We start from the raw sequence: 18,648 nt of genomic DNA on the forward strand, positions 1-18,648 counted from the left end.
CATGGGGCTTTTTATTCAACCCAACTGGCCCCTTTTTAAACCGGTGCCTGGCCCGTTTTTATCCCGGTGTTGACACTACATCGCGCCGGGCGATGATCGCCACTTCTCGGTCGGCGGCCGCAGCGGGCACCTCTACCAGCGCCTGCGCCGGGGCGAGCCCGTGTCCGGCCACCTGCCCAGCGTCGACGTGCTGTTCCACTCGGTCGCCGAAGTGGTCGGCGCCGGCGCGGTCGGCATTCTCCTCACCGGCATGGGCACCGATGGCGCGGAAGGTCTCCTCGCGCTCGCCCAGACCGGCGCGCGCACCATCGCGCAGGACGAGGCGACCTGCACCGTCTTCGGCATGCCGCGCGCGGCCATCGCGCTTGGCGCTGCCGGCGTCGTCGCGCCGATTGGCACGATTGCCCGCCACGCCTTCAGCAAGGCGGCCTGATCCGATGTTCGAACGCCGTATCCTCGGATCCCTTGAACGCCCGATCGAGCGCGTGACCGTGATGCAGGGTCAGGCGCTGGTCAGCTGCGATATGCAGGTCGAATTCTCGACCGTGCTCGGCAGCTGCGTTGCCTCCTGCCTCTATGATCCCGAGGCCCGGGTAGGCGGCATGAACCATTTCCTCCTCGCCGAACCCCCCGCGGGCCTCTGCGGCACGACCGCTGTCGACGAGCATTACGGCGTCTATCTCATGGAATTGCTGGTCAACCAGATGCTGGGCATCGGTGCACGCAAATCGCGCCTGCGCGCCCACCTCTATGGCGGGGCCAACGTCAACCGCAACATGATGCGCATCGGCACCGCCAATGCCGAATTCGCGCAAGGTTTCCTTCAGCGCGAAGGCATCATGGTCATGCGCGAGGACCTTGGCGGCACCAATGCCCGCCGCGTCGATTTCCGCCCGGCATCGGGCCAGATCCGCTGCCGCACGGTCGAGGACCGCCTTGCCCCGCCGGTCCAACCCACCACTCGTCCGGAACGCGCGTCCGGCGATGTCGAACTGTTCTGACCCCGTTTTCTTTGGTTGCAACAAGCGAGCCCTACGATGACCCAGACCACCCGAATCCTGACTGTAGACGACAGCCCGAGCATGCGGGCACTCCTCAACCATGCCCTCTCGACGCAAGGCTTCGAGGTGGCGCAGGCCGAAGACGGCCTCGCCGCGCTCGATTGGCTCGCGCTCAACGAGGTTGATGTCGTGATCACCGATATCAACATGCCGCGGCTCGATGGCTTCGGCCTGATCGAGCGCCTTCGCGAGGGCACCCGCCACCGCGACCGGCCGATCCTCGTGCTCACCACCGAAAGCTCGGACGAGAAGAAGGCCCGCGCCCGCGAAGCCGGCGCGACCGGCTGGATCGTCAAGCCTTTCGACGCCGCCAAGCTTGTCGCCGCCGTCCGCCGCGTCGCGCACTGATCCCTTTCGCTTCCAAGGAACCCCCACGATGATCCGCGAACTCATCACTTTCGAGGTCGAGGGCCAGGTCTTCGGGCTCGACATCATGTCGATCCGCGAGATCCGCGCATGGACCCCGACGACCCGCCTGCCGCGCGTGCCGCACTATGTCGCGGGCGTCGTCAACTTGCGCGGCACCGTGCTGCCGGTGGTCGATCTCGCCGCCCGCCTTGGCTGGCGCGCGACCGAGCCGACCCCGCGCCATGCGATCATCGTCACGCAGCTGGGCCAGCAGGTCGGCGGTTGGATCGTCGATTCGGTGAGCGACATCGTCACCGTGCCCGATCAGACGCTGCAGGCCCCGCCCCCGGGCGTCGGCAACGATAGCGTGGTGCCCTTCCTCGAAGGGCTTGCCGCGATCGAGGACAAGATGGTGATGGTGCTCAACCTCTTCGCACTCAGCGACGGGGCCCAGCTCGCCGCTGCCGCCTGATCCGCCTGCCCGCCTGACTGTTCAAGGAAACCGTGCCGATGGTCCCGACGGCTCCAGTGGCCCCCGCAAACACTGCCTCGCATCGCCAGATCGCGCTGGTGCTCGAGGAACTGTCGCAGGAAGTCGAGTCCCTCGGCGCGTCGCTCTGCGGCGATATGGACGTGGCCATGCGGCACATGGACAGCCTGCAGGCGATCGACCTGATCGCCCAGAAGCAGCGCAGCCTCGCCAAGCTTCTCCACGCCGATTGCCTTGAGAGCGAAGTCGAGCGGATCGGCCTCGATATCCTGCGCGAACGGATGCGCCTGCTGCGCTGAAAGAGGGGGACTGTCCTCATTTTCGCTGTCCCGTCGCGAGACGAGGCCGCGCTGCGGCATAATTGCATTTGCGATTCCTGCGCGCTCGCTCACAATGAGCAAGGTCGCAAGGGAAACGCAGCAAAAATGGCGGTCATCGCAGTCTACAGCGTGAAGGGCGGGGTCGGCAAAACCACTCTCGCCGTCGACATGGCCTGGCGCTCGGCCGTTCTTTCCGGCCATTCCACGCTGCTCTGGGATCTCGATCCGCAGGGCGGCGCCGGCTGGCTGCTCGGCTTGCCCGATCGCACCGAGAGCGAGGCCGCTGCGGTCTTCCGCAAGGACGTGAAGCCCGCCGATCTGATCGTGCCCAGCCGCTATCCCGGCCTTTGCGTGCTGCAAGCCGATGAGAGCATGCGCAGCCTCCCTGCCACGCTGGCCCGCATCGGCAAGCGCAAGCGCATGGCACGCACCGCCGCGCTGCTATCCGCCGATTATGCCCGCATCATCATCGATTGCCCGCCGGTGCTGAACGAGATCAGCGAACAGGTCTTCGCCGCCGCCGATCTCCTCATCGTGCCGCTGCCCCCCTCGCCGCTTTCGGCGCGCGCGCTGCCGATGATCCAGGCCGAGATTCTGGCGCACCATCCGCGCCATCCGCCGATCCTGCCGGTGCTTTCGATGTACGACGGGCGGCGCAAGCTCCACCGTGATGTGCTTTCCGGCTTTGCTGCAGGCTGGCCGGTGATTCCCATGTCCAGCGCCATCGAGCAGACCGCCGCCCGCCGCGCGCCCATCGGCACGTTCGCCGCATCGGGCGACGTCAACGCCCGCCTCCAACGCCTGTGGGACGGGATCGAGGCCAAGCTCGCGATGCAGGCCTCGCTCAGTTCATGAAAGCGTCCAGCGCCTCGCCCGCCTCGATCCAGCGCGCTTCCGCCGCCGCCAGCTGATCCGCCACCTCGCGCCGCTGGCGCCCCAGCTCGGCCATGCCCAGGCCCGCAAGATCCGCCGCCGGTTTTCCGCTGCCTGCCAGCGCCGCATCGATCGCCGCCAGCCGCGCCTCGGCCTTGGCTACCGCGCTTTCCGCCTCGCTGACGGCCTTCTGCAGCGCCTTCATCTCCTCGCGGTTCTTCGCCCCGCCCTTCGGCTTGGCGCCGCCCGAGCCGCCCTTGCCCGCATCGCCCTTCGGCTGGTTCCGCCCCAGCACGAAGTCGATGTAGTCCTCGATGCTCCCCGGATAGTCCTTCGCCGTGCCGCCATCGACGAGCACCAGCCGGTCGGCGGTCAGCTCCACCATGTGCCGGTCGTGGCTGATCAGGATCACCGCCCCCGCATAGTCGTTCAGCGCCTGCACCAGCGCCTCGCGCGCATCGACATCGAGGTGGTTGGTCGGCTCGTCGAGGATGAGGAGGTGCGGCGCATCGCGCGTCACCAGCGCCAAGGCAAGCCGCGCCCGCTCGCCGCCCGATAGCGTCGCCGTCTGCGATTCGGCGCGCGGGCCCGAAAAGCCGAACCGCCCCAGCTGCGCGCGCACCGCCGCCGGGGTCTTGCCCGGCATTGCCCGCGTCATCAGCTCGAGCGGGGTCGAATCCGCGGGCAGTTCCTCCACCTGATACTGCGTGAAATAGCCGATCTTCAGCTTGCCCGAAGCGGTCATCCCGCCCTCGCTCGCTGCCAGCTGCCCCGCCAGCAGCCGCGCCAGCGTCGTCTTGCCGTTGCCGTTGCGCCCCAGCATCGCGATGCGGTCATCGGGATCGATGCGCAAGTTCAGCCGCCGCAGGATCGGCTTCTCCGCCACATACCCGGTCGCCGCCAGATCGAGCGTGATCAACGGCGGCCGCAGTTCGTCCGGGTCCGGGAAATCAAAGCTCAGCGAAGGGTCTTCCAGCATCGCCGTCACCGGCTGCATCTTCGCCAGCATCTTCGCGCGCGATTGCGCCTGCTTGGCCGTGGAGGCCCGCGCCGAATTGCGCGCCACATAGTCCGCCAGCTTCTTCCTCTGCGCATCCTGCGCGGCCCTTGCCGCGGCAATCTGCGCCGCCCGCTCGGCCCGTTGCCGCTCGAACGCATCGTATCCGCCCGCATAGAGCGCGATCTTGCCGCCCTGCAGGTGGAGGATCGTATCAACCACATTGTTGAGCAGATCGCGCTCGTGGCTGATCACCACGATCGTGCCGGGATAGCTTTGCAGGAAGCTCTCCAGCCACAAGGTCGCTTCCAGATCGAGGTGGTTCGAAGGCTCGTCGAGCAGTAGCAGATCGGGCGCCGAAAACAGCAGCGAGGCCAGCGCCACGCGCATCTTCCACCCGCCCGAAAAGCTGTCGAGCGGCATCGCCTGCATCGCCTCGTCGAAGCCCAGCCCGATCAGGATGCGCGCCGCCCGCGCGTCCGCCGTATAGGCATCGATCGCGATCAGCCGGTCATAGAGCGCCCCCAGCCGGTCCGGGTCCTCGCAGGTCTCCGCTTCCGCCATCAGCGCCGCGCGCTCGGTATCGGCGGCCAGCACCGTCTCGAACGGTGTCGCCGCGCCCGCCGGGGCCGACTGCGCGATATAGCCCAGCCGCATGCGCTTGGGCATCTCGATCCCGCCCTCGTCGGGCTCCAGCTCGCCGATGATCGCCTTCATCAGCGTCGATTTGCCCGCGCCGTTGCGGCCGATCAGCCCCACCTTGGAGCCCGGCTGGATCGTCGCACTGGCGCGGTCAAGAATGGTGCGCCCGCCCAGCCGCACGGTGAGGCCCTGAATTGTAAGCATGCGCGCGCCCCTAGCAGGGGTGTGCGCGGCGGGAAAGAAGAAGGGTGTTTCACGCAGAGACGCGCAAGAAGAAGCTGAGGCGCAGGGATGTCCCCCTTGCGGCGAAGCCGCCTTCCCGCACATTTGCCGCGATTGGCACGCCGCCAAAGTTAACAAAGCGGCTTTGCCGCAGGACCAACCCCTCCGCGTCTCCACTTCTTCTCCGCGCCTCCGCGTGAACCCAACAATCCTCCGAAAAATCAGCCCCTCCGCGCCCGCCCGCACTGGACTTCACACCGTCCCCTCGTCCATTGGAGCGGATCATGTGGCAGATTTATCAATTCCCCCTGTGCCCGTTCAGCCGCAAGGTGCGCCTGCTCCTCGCTGAAAAGGGCGTGGCCTACGAACTCATCCGCGAAAATCCGTGGGAGCACCGCGACGAGTTCGGCAAGCTCAACCCGGCCGGCCGCACCCCCGTGCTGCACAACCCCGAAAAGCAGATCACCCTGATCGACAGCCGGGCCATCTGCGAATACTTCGAGGAAACGGTCGACAAGGCTCCGATGATCAACGGCACCGCGACGGGCCGCGCCGAAATCCGCCGTCTCGTCGCGATGTTCGATGAAAACTTCTTCGCCGCCGTCACCCAGCCCCTGCTGGAAGAGCGCATGAAGAAGCGCCTCGTCTACCGCCAATCACCCGATAGCCGCGTGCTGCGCGATGCGATGCGCCTCGCCAATGATCACCTCTACTACATCGACTACCTCATCGATAACCGCCCCTGGCTCGCCGGCTCCACCATGAGCCTCGCCGATCTCACCGCCGCCGCGCAGATTTCGGTCGCCGATTACCTCGGCGGGATCGACTGGTCGCTCCACGAACAGGCCGCCAGCTGGTACTCTGTCTTCAAGAGCCGCCCCAGCTTCCGCCCGCTCCTCACCGAACGCATGGACGTGATCCAGCCCCCCGCCCACTACGCCGACGTGAACGCCTGAGGCCTGCAGGAGAGTCCCGGACCATGACGATTTCCCGCCGCAACGCGCTCGGCCTGATCGGCGCGGGCCTGCCGCTCACCGGCGCCGCAACGCGCGCCCTTGCGGTCACGCCCAACACCCATGAACCCGCCGCCCCGCCGATGCCGGCAGGCCCCGCGCCGAAGATCTATGATCAGGTCGGGCTCGAATGGGTGATGAACATCCTGCCCTTCTGCACCGAGCCCGAGGCCATGGGCGATCTCGCCGATCAGACTTCGGCCGATGGCGACCGCGATGTGCTCTGGCCGATTGTCGGCGGCACGTTCCACGGGCGCGGGATCAAGGGCACGGTCATCCCCGGCGGCGGCGATTTCCCCGTCACCCGCCCGGACGGCGTCCAGATCGTCGACGCGCTCTACCGCCTGAAGACCGACGACGGCGTGCAGATCATCATCCACAACGTCGGCCCGCGCTACACCGACAGCAAGTTCCGCCTGCTGCCCAGCTTCAACGTGCCGGGCAAGAAGTATGCGTGGCTGCGCGAATCCGTCTTTGTCGCGACCCTCACTTATCCGATCCCGCCCGAAATCCCGGCCCCCGATTTCGGCCCCAAGGCCAACGGCCGGTTGATCCAGGTGTTCAGGCTGACCTGACGGACGCTGCCCTCATACCACAAGCCCATCACCCGAAAAGTGCCTCCGGCAGGCAAGGGCCAAATGGCCGACCGGCGCCCCTTGCATCCCCAGATCCTCTCCATTTTTCCCGCAGGGACAAATGGGGATGTGGCCTGCCGCAGGTAGGTCGGAGGGGTCTTTCACGCCCCGCCCGCACCGCGCTTGTCATGGTGCGCAGCCGTTCAGAGCCCTGACCGCATGCTCGCTCCCTGTCCGGACCATGGGTGCAACCGGCGGCTGCAGCCGCCAAGCCGACGCGCAACTCCGCCGCTGCGAACACCGTTCCCCGCGCCCCACCACGATCCCGGTGCAGGCCCCATAAATAACAGACGCGTCTGTTATTTATAAACCACTGTCCTACAGGCGCCGCCTTGCGGCATGGTCCGCCCATGTCGCGCAGATCCATCCCCAACAGGCCGTGTCTCGCGGTTTTCTGCCGCCCCTGCGTCCTGAATGGCAACGCTGCAATCGCCTCAGTCGATCAAAATTCCGCGACTGATCGAATGCAATTATTCCTCAGGACAGTGTCAACTGTGTCAACCGCAAGGAGTTCCGGCAGGTCCCGCAGGCCGGATCAGGCCGCCTTGGTCCGCGCCCCGAATCGCCCGTGCTTGCGGAAGCGCACCATCCAGCGATCGAGGAACAGGCCGAGCGGCCGTGCCTGCACGCCAAGCTCGGCAAGGCCGGGCAGCGTGCCGCTCACCACATTGCCCTGGCGCAGCAGGGTCCACTGGTCCTTGCTCATCGGCGCACCGGGGAGCCAGCCCGTCAGCGTGGCGAAGGCGGCCGAGATGCCGTCGGGCAGCTCGAGGAAGCGCGGCGAACGGACCGCCGCCTTGGCGATGCGGCGGTTGAGATCGCCGATGGTGATCTGCTCGGGCCCGCCAAGTTCGAAGGTCTTGCCCGCAAAGTCCGCCGGCGCGGCCAGCACATTGGCGATGGCATCGGCAACATCGTCGACGAAAACGGGCTGGAAGCGCGAATCGGCGGCGAACACCGGCATGACCGGCGCGCTGGCGATCAGCCCGGCAAACAGGTTGATGAAGGCATCATCCTCGCCGAACACAACCGAGGGACGCAGCACGACCGCTTCGGGGAACGCGGCCAGCACCGCCGTCTCGCCCGCCGCCTTGGTGCTGGCATAGGCCACGGAGGACCCCGCATCGGCGCCGATCGCGGAGACATGGACGAAGGCCCTGGCACCCTTGGCCCGCGCAATGCCCGCCAGCGTGCCGGCGCCCGAACCCTGCACCGCATCGAGCTTGCCGGTGAAGGCGCCGACAAGGTTCACCACCGCGTCGCAGCCCGTCAGCGCCTTTTCGAGCGTGTGCGGCTTGGTGACGTCGACCGCGACAAGCTGGATCTTGCCGAGCCCGCCCAGCGTCTTCAGCCGGAACCCGCGCTCGGGATGGCGACTGCACACACGCAGCCGCGCGCCGCGCGCCAGCAGCGCCTGCGCCACATGCGTGCCGATGAACCCGCTGCCGCCCACCAGTGCGATCAGCTGCCCTTCGAGATCGTGCGCCATGTCCTTGCTCATGCGTCGGGCTCCATTTCCAGTCCGCGCGCCCCTTGCCACACCCGCGCCCTCCGGTTCAATGGTTTAGGCCGCCTGATCGGTGCAAATGCAGACCGCGGTTGACAAGGGGGCAGACCGTGCCCTATCGGCGCGCTCCTACCCGGCGGTTGGCAGCTTCGCCCATCGCTCCCGTGCCCAGATGGCGGAATTGGTAGACGCACCGTCTTCAGGTGGCGGCGCTGGAAACGGCGTGGAGGTTCGAGTCCTCTTCTGGGCACCATTTTCTCAGAGCAGGTCCGCAGCCGCTCCGCGCCAGAGCGTGCTCAGTCGCGCTGAAGTCTGGCGATCCGGTGCAGGTTTGTCACCACGGCCCCGAATGCCGCGACGATTGCCGCGAGTCCGGCTTCAGCATCCACATCCTGTCCGCACACGAAAAGGTCCACCGCGGCCACCCCGGTTTCGGGCCAAGTGTGGATCGAAATGTGCGATTCGGCGAGCAGGGCCACCCCCGTCACCCCCAATCCCTCGCCAAAGCCATAGACCGTCACACTCAGCAGCCGCGCGCCCGCCGCCGCAGCGGCATTGCGCAGGGCCGCCTCGACCCGCGCTGTGTTGTCGAACCCGGAGCCGCCATGCAGATCGGCGATCAGGTGGATGCTGGTGCCGGGCAGGTGCGCCATTCAGGCAAGGCTTTCGAAGGGGTGGCCGAGGTGGGCAAGCGCCGCTTCCGCCGCCACCACGCCGCGATAGTGCGCTTCCTCGAACAGCGACAGGCCGGAGAGATCGGAATGCGCAAAGAGCACCGGCGGTTTGGCCGCGATCGCCGCGAGCCGCGCCGGATCGCTGAGGAAGCCGGGTGCCGGGCTCACCATCGCATGGCCCCACCGCCACACGTCGATGCGCTCGATTGCACCGGCCAGATCGGGGTTCATCGTCAGCAGATCATCCGCCACGATCCGCTGCCACTCCGCCAGCGGCCGCGTCATCATCAGCTTGCGCGCCGCCACCGGGTCTTCGCGTGAGAGGGCCATGTACCAGGTGAGCACCGTCGGCCCCTCGCCTGCGCTCGCGCTCTGGTGCGTCGCGACGACGTAGCCCAGGCTTTCGCTGCCGGTGGAGACGTTGTCCCACGCCAGTGCCGATCCGCGCCCGCGCGGCTGGCGATTGACCGTCACGTTGGCGACAACCCAGGGGGCATAGCGCAGCGCGCCCTTGACGGTCTCCGCCGGTGCGATGCGTGCCGCCACGAAATGTGGCATCGCCATGATCACGGTGCGCCCGCGCCATTGCCGGGTGACGCCCGCAGCGTGGTCGAACGCGGAAACCAGCGCGCCGGCCTCCCCCTCGCGCGCCACCGCAAACACGCTGTGGCCGGAGCGGACATGCGGCGCGACCGCCTTGCCCATCAGCGCGCCAAGGCGGCCATTGCCCTCGGGCCAGGTCAGTTCACGGTCCCCGTCACCGCGCGCCGCCCACCCGCGCCGACCGGCGAAGTAGTGCACCCCGGCCCAGGCCGAGATGTGCTCCGGCTCGGTCCCGTAGTCGTCGCGGCAGCAATAGCGCAGATAGGCGCGCAGGACCGGCGAGGTGAAGCTGCGCGCCTCAAGCCAGCGTGCAAACGACAGGCCGTCGAGCGCGGTGAAGCGGGGGTCCGTGCTTGATCCGGCGCGCGGGATTGCGAAGGCGGGCTTGCCGTCCGCCCCGACCGCATCGCGATAGCCTGCCATCTCGCGAAAGAAGCGGTCGCGCTGTGCGATGTCTTCAGTGCTCAGGCCGCTGGCGGGATAGAGCCCTTCCTGCCAGTTGCCCCGCCACAGCAGGCGCTCCTCGAGGTCGGCGCAAAGCTGGTAGGGATCGTAGACCGGGGCGCCGTCCTCTTCGCCCACGATCATGCCGAAGCCATGCAGCATGTGGCGCAGCGCTCTCGCCTCGCGGTTGGGCACGGGGAGGTAGTGCGCACCGAGCGGGTAAGCGCTCACCGCATTGCGGCCCGAGCGCGCGTTGCCGCCCACCGCATCCTCAAGCTCGAGCAGCACGAAATCCTCGAACCCCGCGTCCTTCAGCCGCCATGCCGCCGCGAGCCCCGCAGCGCCGCCGCCGGCAATCACGACCGCAGCTTCCTCCGCCCTGCCCTGCGGCGCGGGGAATCGGCCGTCGCGCACCCGGTGTCCGCGCTGCCAGTCCGCTCCGCCGAGCGTGCCGGGAAAGGGCTGCGCTGCACAGCCGGGCAGCGCCAGCGCACCGGCCCCGGCAGCGGCGGCTCCCTTCAGCACTTCGCGCCGGGTGGACTCAACCATCGTAGCGGCCCCATTCCTCGGCAAAGCTGCGCACCAGCGCCTGATTGTCGAGCCGGTTCACCGGCGCCGGCCGCCGCGCCATGTCGGGCGGGAAGTCGAACATCGCCCGCTCGCTTGCCTGGCTGAGGAAGCGCAGGCCCGCCGGCAGCCGCACCGCATCGCCCGGCGGCTGATGCCCGGCCATGGTGAAGCCCCATTCGCCGAAGCTCGGCACATAGGCGTGGTAGCCGCGCGCCTTGAGCCCTGCCGCCTCCAATGTGCTCGCCACCGTCCAGTAGGAGCGCGGCGCGACCAGCGGCGAAGTGCTCTGCACGGTCAGAACGCCCGCCGGACCCAGCAGACGCGCGACTTCGCGGTAGAAGCTTTCGGTATAGAGCTTGCCGAGCGAGAACTCGGTGGGATCGGGAAAATCGATCAGGATCGCATCATAGCGTCCGCGCGCCTGCCGCACCCAGCGGAAGGCATCGCCGTTGACCACCGTCGTCCGTCGCGCGGCAAGCGAGCCGCCGTTCAGCCGGGCAAGCGTGGGCTCATCGCGGAACAGATGCGTCATCTCCGGATCGAGATCGACGAGGGTGACATGCGCGACGCGCGGGTCCTTCAGCACTTCGCGCGCGGCAAGCCCATCGCCGCCGCCCAGGATCAGCACCTCGCGCGGGTTCGCCACCCGGCCCAGCACCGGCCAGACCAGCGCCTCGTGATAGCGGTACTCGTCGCGTGTCGAGAACTGGAGGTTGCCGTTGAGATAGAGGCGCAAGTCCTCGCCGCGCCGGGTAATCACGATGCGCTGGTAAGGGGTGGAGCGCGCGTAGATCACCGGCTCTCCATAGAAGGCGACTTCGGACCAGCGCTGGATACGGTCCGCCCCGGCAAGCCCGGCGACGAGCGAAAGCAGCACGATCAGCGCGGCGGCAAGATCAGCGCTCACCTTCTGCCGCCCGCGCAGCACCAGCAGCAGCGCGATGGCGACGGCAACGTTGGCAAGGCCAAAAGCGAAGCCGGTGCGGATCATGCCCAGCTGCGGCACGAGCACCAGCGGGAACAGCAGCGAGGCGATCAGCGCGCCGATATAGTCATAGGTGAGGACGTTCGAGACGAGATCGCGGAAGGCAAAGCGGTAGCGCAGGATGCGGATCAGCAGCGGGATTTCCAGCCCCACCAGCACGCCGATGGCGACTACAAGGCCATAGAGCGCGATGCGGAAATCCTCGACCAGCGGGAACAGCAGGAACAGCCCGGCAGCCGACCACCCGCCCAGCGCCGCGATGAGGATTTCCACCCGCACGAAGACGCCGATCTCGTTCGAACGCACGTGGCGCGAGAGATAGCTGCCCACCCCCATCGCGAAGAGATAAGTGCCGATAACGGTCGAGAACTGGGTGACGCTGTCGCCAAGGAGATAGCTGGCAAGCGTTCCGGCCAGCAGTTCGTAGACCAGCCCGCAGGTGGCGACGACCAGCACCGAAACCAGCAGGATCACCGCCAGTGATGCGGGCGCGCCGTCTTCAGCCCCGCCGGTCGGGGCTTCCGGTTCAACCATGCACGGCAGCGGCGATGATATTGGAAATCCCGATCGCAACTGCGCCCGCCAGCAGCGCCACCGCCATGTTCTTGCGCTCGATGATCTCGCGCCATAGCTGGCCCGGGGTCAGCTTGTCGACCAGCACGAAGCTCACGATGAAGATGACGATGCCCAAGGCTGCATAGAGCACGGTGGCGAGAAACACATCGAGGCTGATCATGGGCAAAGCTCCTGTTCGCAGAGGCTATTTGTGGGTGGGGCCGCGCGCCCCGCCGGATGAGGAGGAGGTGCTGGCGCTGTCGGCAAACAGACTCCAGCCATAATAGGATGCCACGCCGGATGTCGCGACAAGGAAGAGGCACCAGGCAGTGAAGAGCTTAAGCCGCAGGGTCATGTCAGTCGTCCTCCCGGTGGCGCCACCACAGCATGGCGCCGGGCACGGCGAAAAGGAGGAAGCCGATCAGCCAGAACATGCCCCACGAAAAGCCGCCGGTGCAGGCGGTGAACCAGACCGTGACCTTCTCCGGCGGGGCCCAGGGGTTCTCGGCATCGGCAGACGTCTGCACGGTCCACTCGTCAGGCTTGACCTGCTTCACGGTGACCGAAGGATCGTTGGGCCAACCGTGGGCCCCGCCATCGAGGTAGATGTCGTAAGTGCCGCGCGGAACGCTGGCAATCAAGGTTTCAGCGCCGGTGCTGCCTTCAGTCCATGGCCCGTCGCTATCGGTGCCGGTGTAGTATTCGATCAGGCCGTAGGCATCGATCGATTGTTGCGTCTGGCGATTCACGAGGCTGTAATCGAGATCGATCCAGCGGTTGTTGATGTTGCTGCTGACGGCTGAGATCGTGACGAACTGATAGGCGCGGCGCACTTCGAGCGTGCCTATGCGGGTGGTGAAGGATGGCGCGCCGACGATGATTTCGCTCGTGCTTTCGGTGCAGACGCGCGGGCGGCTGACCAGTTCCTGCACGAGCCCGACAGCGAGCAACGCGATCAGTGCGAACAGGAACATCATCGGCAGATCGTCGGTATCGTTCCGCCGGGCACGACGCTGCGGGGCACCGACGAACTTGCGTTCAACCGCGAAGGCAGCGGAAACTGCGCTGTCGTCCAAGGGGATAAGCTGGGTCCAGTTCGTCTCGTCCGCCGTGCTTTCGCAGCTCAGGACTTCTGCGCCGCGCGTGTATGCGGTGGCGCGCGCTTCATCGCCGCGCGCGATCTTCCAATAGAATTCGCCGAGAACGGTGACAGTCGTCGCGGTCTCGCTATCGCCGCGTAAGTAGTCCCCCCCGCGCCAACTTACCGAACGGGGCCCGTTTTCCGGCCGATCGAGCAGCATGGTGCCGAATTGCCATTCGGCGCCCGCCAGCACGAGCCAGCGGTAGCCGGAGTAGGGGTTGAACAGCAGGAATTCCTGCCAATCGCCACTTTCGGCGCTGCGGCGCCTGAGCGCGCCGATCACTTCCCACTCCACATCGAACAGAGTGCCGCGCGCGCCGGGCGCAATCGCGAAGTTCTTCACGGCGCGGCGATAGGCCTTGATCAGCCGCACATCCTCGTGCGCGACATCGAGGACCGAGCCGCAATATCGGCACCCCAGCGTCACCGTATAGCCTGCCGCGCGGATCTCGATCGATCCGCCGCAGGATGGGCAGATCACCGCGCGCGGCTGCGTCACGCGAGCGCCCTTGGCATCGTCCAGCCTTCGATCTGCCGCAGGTTACCGGGCGCGAGGCCGGCGAGATCGCTCCACGCGCCAAGCCACGCCGTGGTCCCTTGCGCATCGCGCTGGACGGACAGCGCATCGCCCGCCGCATTGCGGAAATCGACGTTGGTCATCGTCCATCCGGGGAGCGTGGGGAACGGCAGATCACCCTCGCTGCCAAGGCAGGCGGCGTCCTTGATGTCGGTCGCCGTGAACCATTTCCCGCCAGCCTTCACGGTGCAGTCCCGCGCCATCGGATTGCCTTCGGCAAAGTTGCGGATGCCCGGCACGTCCAGCACCGCCGGGTATTCGCAGGTGAGCATGTACATGCCCATCGCTTCGCCCAGCCAGAAAACCCGACCATCCGCCGCGCGCAGGAACCATTCGTTCCACGACCCGTCAGACCAGCCCCAGCGGACCCGCCCGACCACCGTTGCGGCAATGCCGTCTCGGTTCACCGTGGTGCTGATCTGGATGGGCGAGACGTCGGCGGGCAGCACCGCAACCGTCCCCACAGCCTCGACCGTGCCTTCCGCGCGCCGCACCAAAGTCTGACAATAGGCGCAAGTCGAATAGGGCAGCCCCGGATCGCGCACGGGCAGCGCAGCCCCGCAGGAAGGACACGTCAGGCTTTCCATTCCCCCCGGCCCCGAGTGCGCTCAGCGGATCCGGCCGAGCAATTCGGCTTTCTTGGCGTCGAACTCTTCCTGACTGAGCGCGCCCAACGTCACCAGCTTGTGCAGCTTCTCGATCATCGCCACCGGATCCTCGACGGGTGCAGCCGGTGCGGGAGCAGCCCCCAAACCTTGCGCCCCCAAACCTTGCGCCATCGCGCCGCCAAGGGCCGTCGCTGCAGCCATACCCGCGCCAAGCCCCGCCATGCCACTTTCGTTGCCTGCCGCCTGCTCGATCGCCTCGGCGGTCTGAAAACGGGTGTAGGTGCCAAGATCGCCCAGCACGCGCATCGAACTCGCCTTGTCGAGGTGCGCCTGCACTTCATCCGGCAGCGACACGCTCTCGACATAGAAGGACAGGCAGCTGAGCCCCCACTGCGCGAAGGCCTTGTCGACCTCCATCTTGATGCGGTCCGACAGCGCCTGCTGGTTGGCCGCCAGATCAAGGAAGGCGATCCCGCTGCTGCCCAGCGCCGTCGCCAGCGCGGTCTGGATCGCGGCGCGCAGTTGCGGCTCCAGCGACGCCGCCGTCACACCCGGCATGGTGCCCAGCACCCGCGAGACGAAGGGCGCCACTTCGTTCAGGCGATACGAGCACGAGCCGAACGCCCGCAGCCGCAGCGCGCCGAACTCGGCATCGCGCACCGTGACCGGCTGCGCGGTGCCCCACTTCAGCCCCGGCTGCTCCTTGAGCGAAAAGAACACGACATCCGACTTGAAGGGCGATTTGAAGCCCTTGTCCCAGTTCATCAGGTTGGTCAGCAGCGGCAGGTTCGCCGTCTCGATGGTGTGGAGACCGGGCCCGAAGTAATCCGCCAGCGTTCCTTCATTGAGGAACGCCGCGATCTGCCCATCCCGCACAGTAAGCTGCGCGCCGTGCTGAATCTCGTGATCGGCAAACGGCACCCGCCACGCGATCTCGCCCGGCTGTTCGAGCCATTCGATGACATCGACGAACTGCTTCCTCAGAAAATCGAACATCGCGGTCGGCCTCCAGATGCTGGCAAGCACACTACAACAATCGCCGCTGGCAACAACGATTTGCAGCCGATCCAGCCAGAATGGATCAAGGGTCTGACGGGATCAGGGTGAGGCTGGTCTGGCGTCCATCGATGTAGCGCACGGTCTTGCCATCGAAGAAGGCGTTCTCCTCCGCCCGGAAGTCCACGCGCTGGCCGCCCCATTCGGGAACGGCGGTGTAGGACGTCAGCTCGATCGACCACGCGGTATTCGCATGGATCGGCGCGTCGCCGCGCGGGTCTGCGTTCTGGTTGTCCCAAAAGCCGATCGACGGCCCCGCGCCGTGGCCGTGAAGCCCGATGGGGTGCGAGTAGATGGAAGGATCGAGCCCCGCCGCCTTGGCCTCCGCCCGTGCCCGGGCCAACGCTTCATTGCCGCTGCGCCCCACCGCGAACTGGCGCAGGAGGATGTCCTGCACGCGGTTGGTGTTTGCAAGGCCCAGCCTGAGGCCCGCCGGTGCCTCGGTCTCCCCCGGCTTCAGCACATAGGCGAGGTGCTGCGTATCGGTGTTGAGCCTGAGGTACGTGATCCCGAAATCGGTCCACAGCAGATCGCCGGGCCGGATCACCTCGGCGCCCTCGAGCATGCCCTTCACGCCTGCGCGCTGGATGGCGATCGAGGGGTGAAACCACGCGTCGAGGCCAAGCTGCAGCAGCCGGTCGCGGTACCACCACTGCACCTCCTCGGCGGTCGTGACGCCGGGGGTGATGACCTTGCGCGAGAAGGCCTCCGCGATCACCGCATGCGCGGTGCGCTCGATCGCGGGATAGAGCGCCATCTCGGCGGGCGTGCGCGTCTCCAGCCAGCGGATGGCAAGGCCCTCGCCGCTGACGATGCGCGGGCGCAACGCAGCCGGCAGTGCGGCGGTGAACTTGTCGTACTGGCTCACCGTCATGCCATCGGCGAACTGGTGGAGATCGGACACGTTGACCGCGATCTTCGCCGGGTTTCTGGCCGCCACGATATCCGCCGCCGCCTGCCACTGATCGGGTTGTTTTGCTGGATCCCAGGCGGGCGCAAACAGGCCGCCGAGGCCATAGCGGCTGACAGTGAGCCGCTCGACCGGCTTGCCCTCGCCCGGATCGTGGAAAATGAGGATCGTCCGCCGCCGCGCATGCATGCTTTCGGCATCGAGCATGGAGGCGACCACCGGTTCCTCGAAATACTCGCGCGCCACCAGCAGCCAGAGGTCGATGCCTTCCGCGCGCATGATCGCGGGGATCACCGTATCGAGCCGCTCGGCGAGGATGCGGTTCTCGGTATCCGCCCGCTCGCGCGCCGAAAGGATCGGCGGGACGGCGGGCGCCGCCTGCTCGGTCTCGCTCATCCCGATCGGGGCCGGTGCCGCGATGGCCGGAGCCGCAAGCAGTACCGCCGCAGCGGCCAGCAGTTGCCTCACCCGGCGCGTTCCAGTGCGGCGCGGATCGTCTCCGCAATGCGGCCGATATGGTCGGGTTCGATGATCAGCGGCGGGGAGAGCGCGATGATGTCGCCCGTCACACGGATCAGCAGCCCGGCGCGGAAGCAATCGGTGAACACGTCATAGGCCCGCGCGCCCGGCGCGCCATCGCGCGAGGCCAGCTCGATCCCGCCGACAAGGCCGATCGTGCGCACGTCGATCACATGCGGCGCATCGCGCAAGGCATGGAGCGTATCAGCCCAGAGCGGCGCGAGTTCGGCACCGCGCGTCAGCAGACCTTCGCGGGCGTAGATGTCAAGCGTGGCGAGGCCCGCCGCGCAGGCGACGGGATGGCCGGAATAGGTATAGCCGTGGAACAGCTCGATGAGGTTTTCCGGGCCCTGCACGATCCCGTCATGCACCGCGCGGCTGGCGAAGACGGCGCCCATCGGCAAGGTGCCGTTGGTGATGCCCTTGGCGGTGGTGATGAGATCGGGCGTCACGCCGAAGTAGTCCGCGCCGAACGGCGTACCGAGGCGGCCGAAGCCGGTGATCACTTCGTCGAAGATGAGCAGGATGCCATGCCGCGTCGCGATTTCGCGCAGGCGTTCGAGGTAGCCCTTGGGCGGCGGCAGCACGCCGGTGGAGCCCGCGACCGGCTCGACGATCACCGCCGCGATGGTCTCCGCGCCGTGGAGCTGGACCAGCCGTTCGAGATCGTCGGCCAATTCCGCGCCGTACTCCGGCATGTCGCGGGTGAAGCGGTTGCGCGACAGGTCGTGGGTGTGGCGCATGTGATCGGTGCCGGGCAGGCTGGTGAACACCCGCCGGTTGTTGAGGATGCCGCCGACCGAAACCCCGCCGAAGCCGACGCCGTGATAGCCCCGCTCGCGCCCGATGAAGCGGGTGCGCGTGCCCTGACCGATGGCGCGCTGGTAGGCGAGCGCGATCTTGAGTGCGGTGTCGACCGATTCCGAACCGGAGCCGGTGAAGAACACCCGGTCAAGCCCGGCGGGCGCGATCTCGGCAAGGCGGGTGGCGAAATCGAAGCCGATGGGATGGCCCATCTGGAAGGCGGGCGCGAAATCCATCGTGCGGATCTGGTGCGAGACCGCGTCCGCGATTTCCTCGCGCCCGTGCCCGGCGTTGACGCACCACAGGCCCGCGGTGCCGTCAAGGATCTCGCGGTCGTCTGCCGAGCGGTAGAACATGCCGCGCGCTTCGGCGAGGAGGCGGGGCTGCGACTTGAACTGGCGGTTGGCGGTGAAGGGCATCCACCAGGCGGCAAGATCGGGCGTGTTCATCGGGCAGGGCTTTCCGGACGCGGTAAAACAAACTTGTGCAGCGTGGCACGTTCCGCTGCGGTGGGGAAGCCTCAGACCAGCTTGAAGATCGAGAGGTGGACGGACGGCACCTTGCCATCACCCGGAGCGACGGTGCCGGCGAAGATGAACTGGTTGAGCCAGCCATACTTGCCCATCGGCGCCTCGAACTTCGGCGTGGTCATCACATAGCTGGCCGGACCGCCCGGCACGGGGATGTGCAGCAGGCCGCGGTTGGTGAGCTGGATGCGGACGCCGTCGTCGGTTTCCATGAAGTAGTCGGCGACGAGTTCGAGGAAGCCGTCGCCGCGTTTCAGCTGCCAGTCGAACCCGCCGGGGAGGATGCGGCCCTTGAGCTCCGGCCCTTCAAAGGTGCCGCCGATGATGGGGACGCGGAAGCGCTCGCCATAAGGCGTGGTGCCGTGGGGGACGGTTTCCTCGAGCAAGGCGACGGCATCGTAGACATGGACCGCACGCGGCGTGGGACCCTCTGCCGCCCGGGCAGCGCCCGCCGCTCCGAAGGAAAGCGCCGTGCCGCCTGCCGCCAGCGCGCCGAGCAAGCCGCGCCGGTCCAACTCCATCCTCTCGTCACCCATTCCGAACCCTCCGTTTGCCCGCCACTCTAGA

The 18,648-nt window shown here is 67.2% G+C and carries 20 protein-coding genes, 1 tRNA gene and 1 pseudogene; 9 read left to right on the plus strand and 13 right to left on the minus strand.

The features are described 5' to 3' along the window. Nucleotides 1–73: 73 nt before the first annotated feature. The 6 genes and pseudogenes from K5Q19_RS07980 to K5Q19_RS08005 all read left to right on the plus strand — a co-directional run. Nucleotides 74–433 (plus strand): annotated as a pseudogene (locus tag K5Q19_RS07980) (CheB methylesterase domain-containing protein); the annotation flags it as partial. 4 nt (nt 434–437) lie between these two features. After that, the gene (locus K5Q19_RS07985) at nt 438–1,001 is read left to right on the plus strand and encodes a chemotaxis protein CheD (RefSeq protein WP_292943162.1); all 564 of its coding nucleotides are present in this window, start codon (nt 438–440) and stop codon (nt 999–1,001) included. A gap of 36 nt (nt 1,002–1,037) precedes the next feature. After that, nucleotides 1,038–1,409, plus strand: a complete 372-nt coding sequence (locus K5Q19_RS07990) for a response regulator (protein ID WP_054121927.1) — start codon at nt 1,038–1,040, stop codon at nt 1,407–1,409. A 28-nt stretch (nt 1,410–1,437) separates the two neighbouring features. Beyond that, entirely contained in the window at nt 1,438–1,881 is a 444-nt protein-coding gene (locus tag K5Q19_RS07995) for a chemotaxis protein CheW (protein WP_072380891.1), read from the plus strand. 38 nt (nt 1,882–1,919) lie between these two features. Further along, nucleotides 1,920–2,198 (plus strand): hypothetical protein, encoded by a 279-nt coding sequence (locus K5Q19_RS08000; protein WP_292943169.1) that lies wholly within the window; start codon nt 1,920–1,922, stop codon nt 2,196–2,198. A gap of 126 nt (nt 2,199–2,324) precedes the next feature. Next, on the plus strand, nt 2,325–3,074 hold the full coding sequence (locus tag K5Q19_RS08005; protein WP_292943171.1) for a ParA family protein: 750 nt from the start codon (nt 2,325–2,327) through the stop codon (nt 3,072–3,074). On the opposite strand, the gene K5Q19_RS08010 is transcribed toward K5Q19_RS08005, so the two are convergent. Beyond that, nucleotides 3,064–4,935, minus strand: a complete 1,872-nt coding sequence (locus K5Q19_RS08010; protein ID WP_292943174.1) for an ABC-F family ATP-binding cassette domain-containing protein — start codon at nt 4,933–4,935, stop codon at nt 3,064–3,066. The genes K5Q19_RS08005 and K5Q19_RS08010 overlap by 11 nt on opposite strands. Nucleotides 4,936–5,237: 302 nt before the next feature. On the opposite strand from K5Q19_RS08010, the gene K5Q19_RS08015 reads away from it, so the two are divergent. Beyond that, nucleotides 5,238–5,909: a glutathione S-transferase family protein gene (locus K5Q19_RS08015; protein ID WP_292943177.1), complete on the plus strand. Its 672-nt coding sequence runs from the start codon at nt 5,238–5,240 to the stop codon at nt 5,907–5,909. A 23-nt stretch (nt 5,910–5,932) separates the two neighbouring features. Continuing rightward, on the plus strand, nt 5,933–6,541 hold the full coding sequence (locus K5Q19_RS08020) for a DUF3237 domain-containing protein (protein ID WP_292943180.1): 609 nt from the start codon (nt 5,933–5,935) through the stop codon (nt 6,539–6,541). 595 nt (nt 6,542–7,136) lie between these two features. Here K5Q19_RS08020 and K5Q19_RS08025 read toward each other — a convergent pair. Beyond that, nucleotides 7,137–8,102, minus strand: a complete 966-nt coding sequence (locus K5Q19_RS08025) for a complex I NDUFA9 subunit family protein (RefSeq protein ID WP_292943183.1) — start codon at nt 8,100–8,102, stop codon at nt 7,137–7,139. A gap of 172 nt (nt 8,103–8,274) precedes the next feature. On the opposite strand from K5Q19_RS08025, the gene K5Q19_RS08030 reads away from it, so the two are divergent. Beyond that, nucleotides 8,275–8,361 (plus strand) — tRNA-Leu (locus tag K5Q19_RS08030). Nucleotides 8,362–8,404: 43 nt separating this feature from the next. Here the strand turns inward: K5Q19_RS08030 and speD are convergent. The 11 genes from speD to K5Q19_RS08085 all read right to left on the minus strand — a co-directional run bounded on the left by speD (nt 8,405) and on the right by K5Q19_RS08085 (nt 18,617). Then, a complete protein-coding gene (speD, locus tag K5Q19_RS08035; protein WP_292943186.1) occupies nt 8,405–8,761 on the minus strand; it encodes an adenosylmethionine decarboxylase in 357 nt (118 codons plus the stop codon). Continuing rightward, a complete protein-coding gene (locus tag K5Q19_RS08040) occupies nt 8,762–10,378 on the minus strand; it encodes an NAD(P)-binding protein (RefSeq protein WP_292943189.1) in 1,617 nt (538 codons plus the stop codon). Next, nucleotides 10,371–11,918, minus strand: a complete 1,548-nt coding sequence (locus K5Q19_RS08045; protein ID WP_292943192.1) for a polyamine aminopropyltransferase — start codon at nt 11,916–11,918, stop codon at nt 10,371–10,373. Before K5Q19_RS08045 ends, K5Q19_RS08040 begins: the two co-directional genes overlap by 8 nt. Continuing rightward, nucleotides 11,911–12,120 (minus strand): DUF350 domain-containing protein, encoded by a 210-nt coding sequence (locus K5Q19_RS08050; RefSeq protein WP_292943195.1) that lies wholly within the window; start codon nt 12,118–12,120, stop codon nt 11,911–11,913. The genes K5Q19_RS08045 and K5Q19_RS08050 overlap by 8 nt, the downstream gene beginning before the upstream one ends. 24 nt (nt 12,121–12,144) lie before the next feature. Further along, the gene (locus tag K5Q19_RS08055; RefSeq protein WP_292943198.1) at nt 12,145–12,294 is read right to left on the minus strand and encodes a hypothetical protein; all 150 of its coding nucleotides are present in this window, start codon (nt 12,292–12,294) and stop codon (nt 12,145–12,147) included. 1 nt (nt 12,295) lies between these two features. Then, nucleotides 12,296–13,579: a DUF4178 domain-containing protein gene (locus K5Q19_RS08060; RefSeq protein WP_292943201.1), complete on the minus strand. Its 1,284-nt coding sequence runs from the start codon at nt 13,577–13,579 to the stop codon at nt 12,296–12,298. After that, the gene (locus K5Q19_RS08065) at nt 13,576–14,244 is read right to left on the minus strand and encodes a DUF4178 domain-containing protein (RefSeq protein ID WP_292943203.1); all 669 of its coding nucleotides are present in this window, start codon (nt 14,242–14,244) and stop codon (nt 13,576–13,578) included. The genes K5Q19_RS08060 and K5Q19_RS08065 overlap by 4 nt, the downstream gene beginning before the upstream one ends. 21 nt (nt 14,245–14,265) lie before the next feature. After that, nucleotides 14,266–15,261: an SPFH domain-containing protein gene (locus K5Q19_RS08070; protein ID WP_292943205.1), complete on the minus strand. Its 996-nt coding sequence runs from the start codon at nt 15,259–15,261 to the stop codon at nt 14,266–14,268. Nucleotides 15,262–15,346: 85 nt separating this feature from the next. Continuing rightward, on the minus strand, nt 15,347–16,699 hold the full coding sequence (locus tag K5Q19_RS08075; protein WP_292943207.1) for a M24 family metallopeptidase: 1,353 nt from the start codon (nt 16,697–16,699) through the stop codon (nt 15,347–15,349). Next, nucleotides 16,696–18,003 (minus strand): aspartate aminotransferase family protein, encoded by a 1,308-nt coding sequence (locus K5Q19_RS08080; protein WP_292943209.1) that lies wholly within the window; start codon nt 18,001–18,003, stop codon nt 16,696–16,698. Before K5Q19_RS08080 ends, K5Q19_RS08075 begins: the two co-directional genes overlap by 4 nt. Nucleotides 18,004–18,074: 71 nt before the next feature. Then, nucleotides 18,075–18,617 (minus strand): DUF3237 family protein, encoded by a 543-nt coding sequence (locus K5Q19_RS08085; protein ID WP_292943211.1) that lies wholly within the window; start codon nt 18,615–18,617, stop codon nt 18,075–18,077. Nucleotides 18,618–18,648 lie beyond the last annotated feature (31 nt).

Origin of the sequence: Novosphingobium sp., assembly GCF_019748365.1 — a bacterium.
Lineage (GTDB): Bacteria > Pseudomonadota > Alphaproteobacteria > Sphingomonadales > Sphingomonadaceae > Novosphingobium.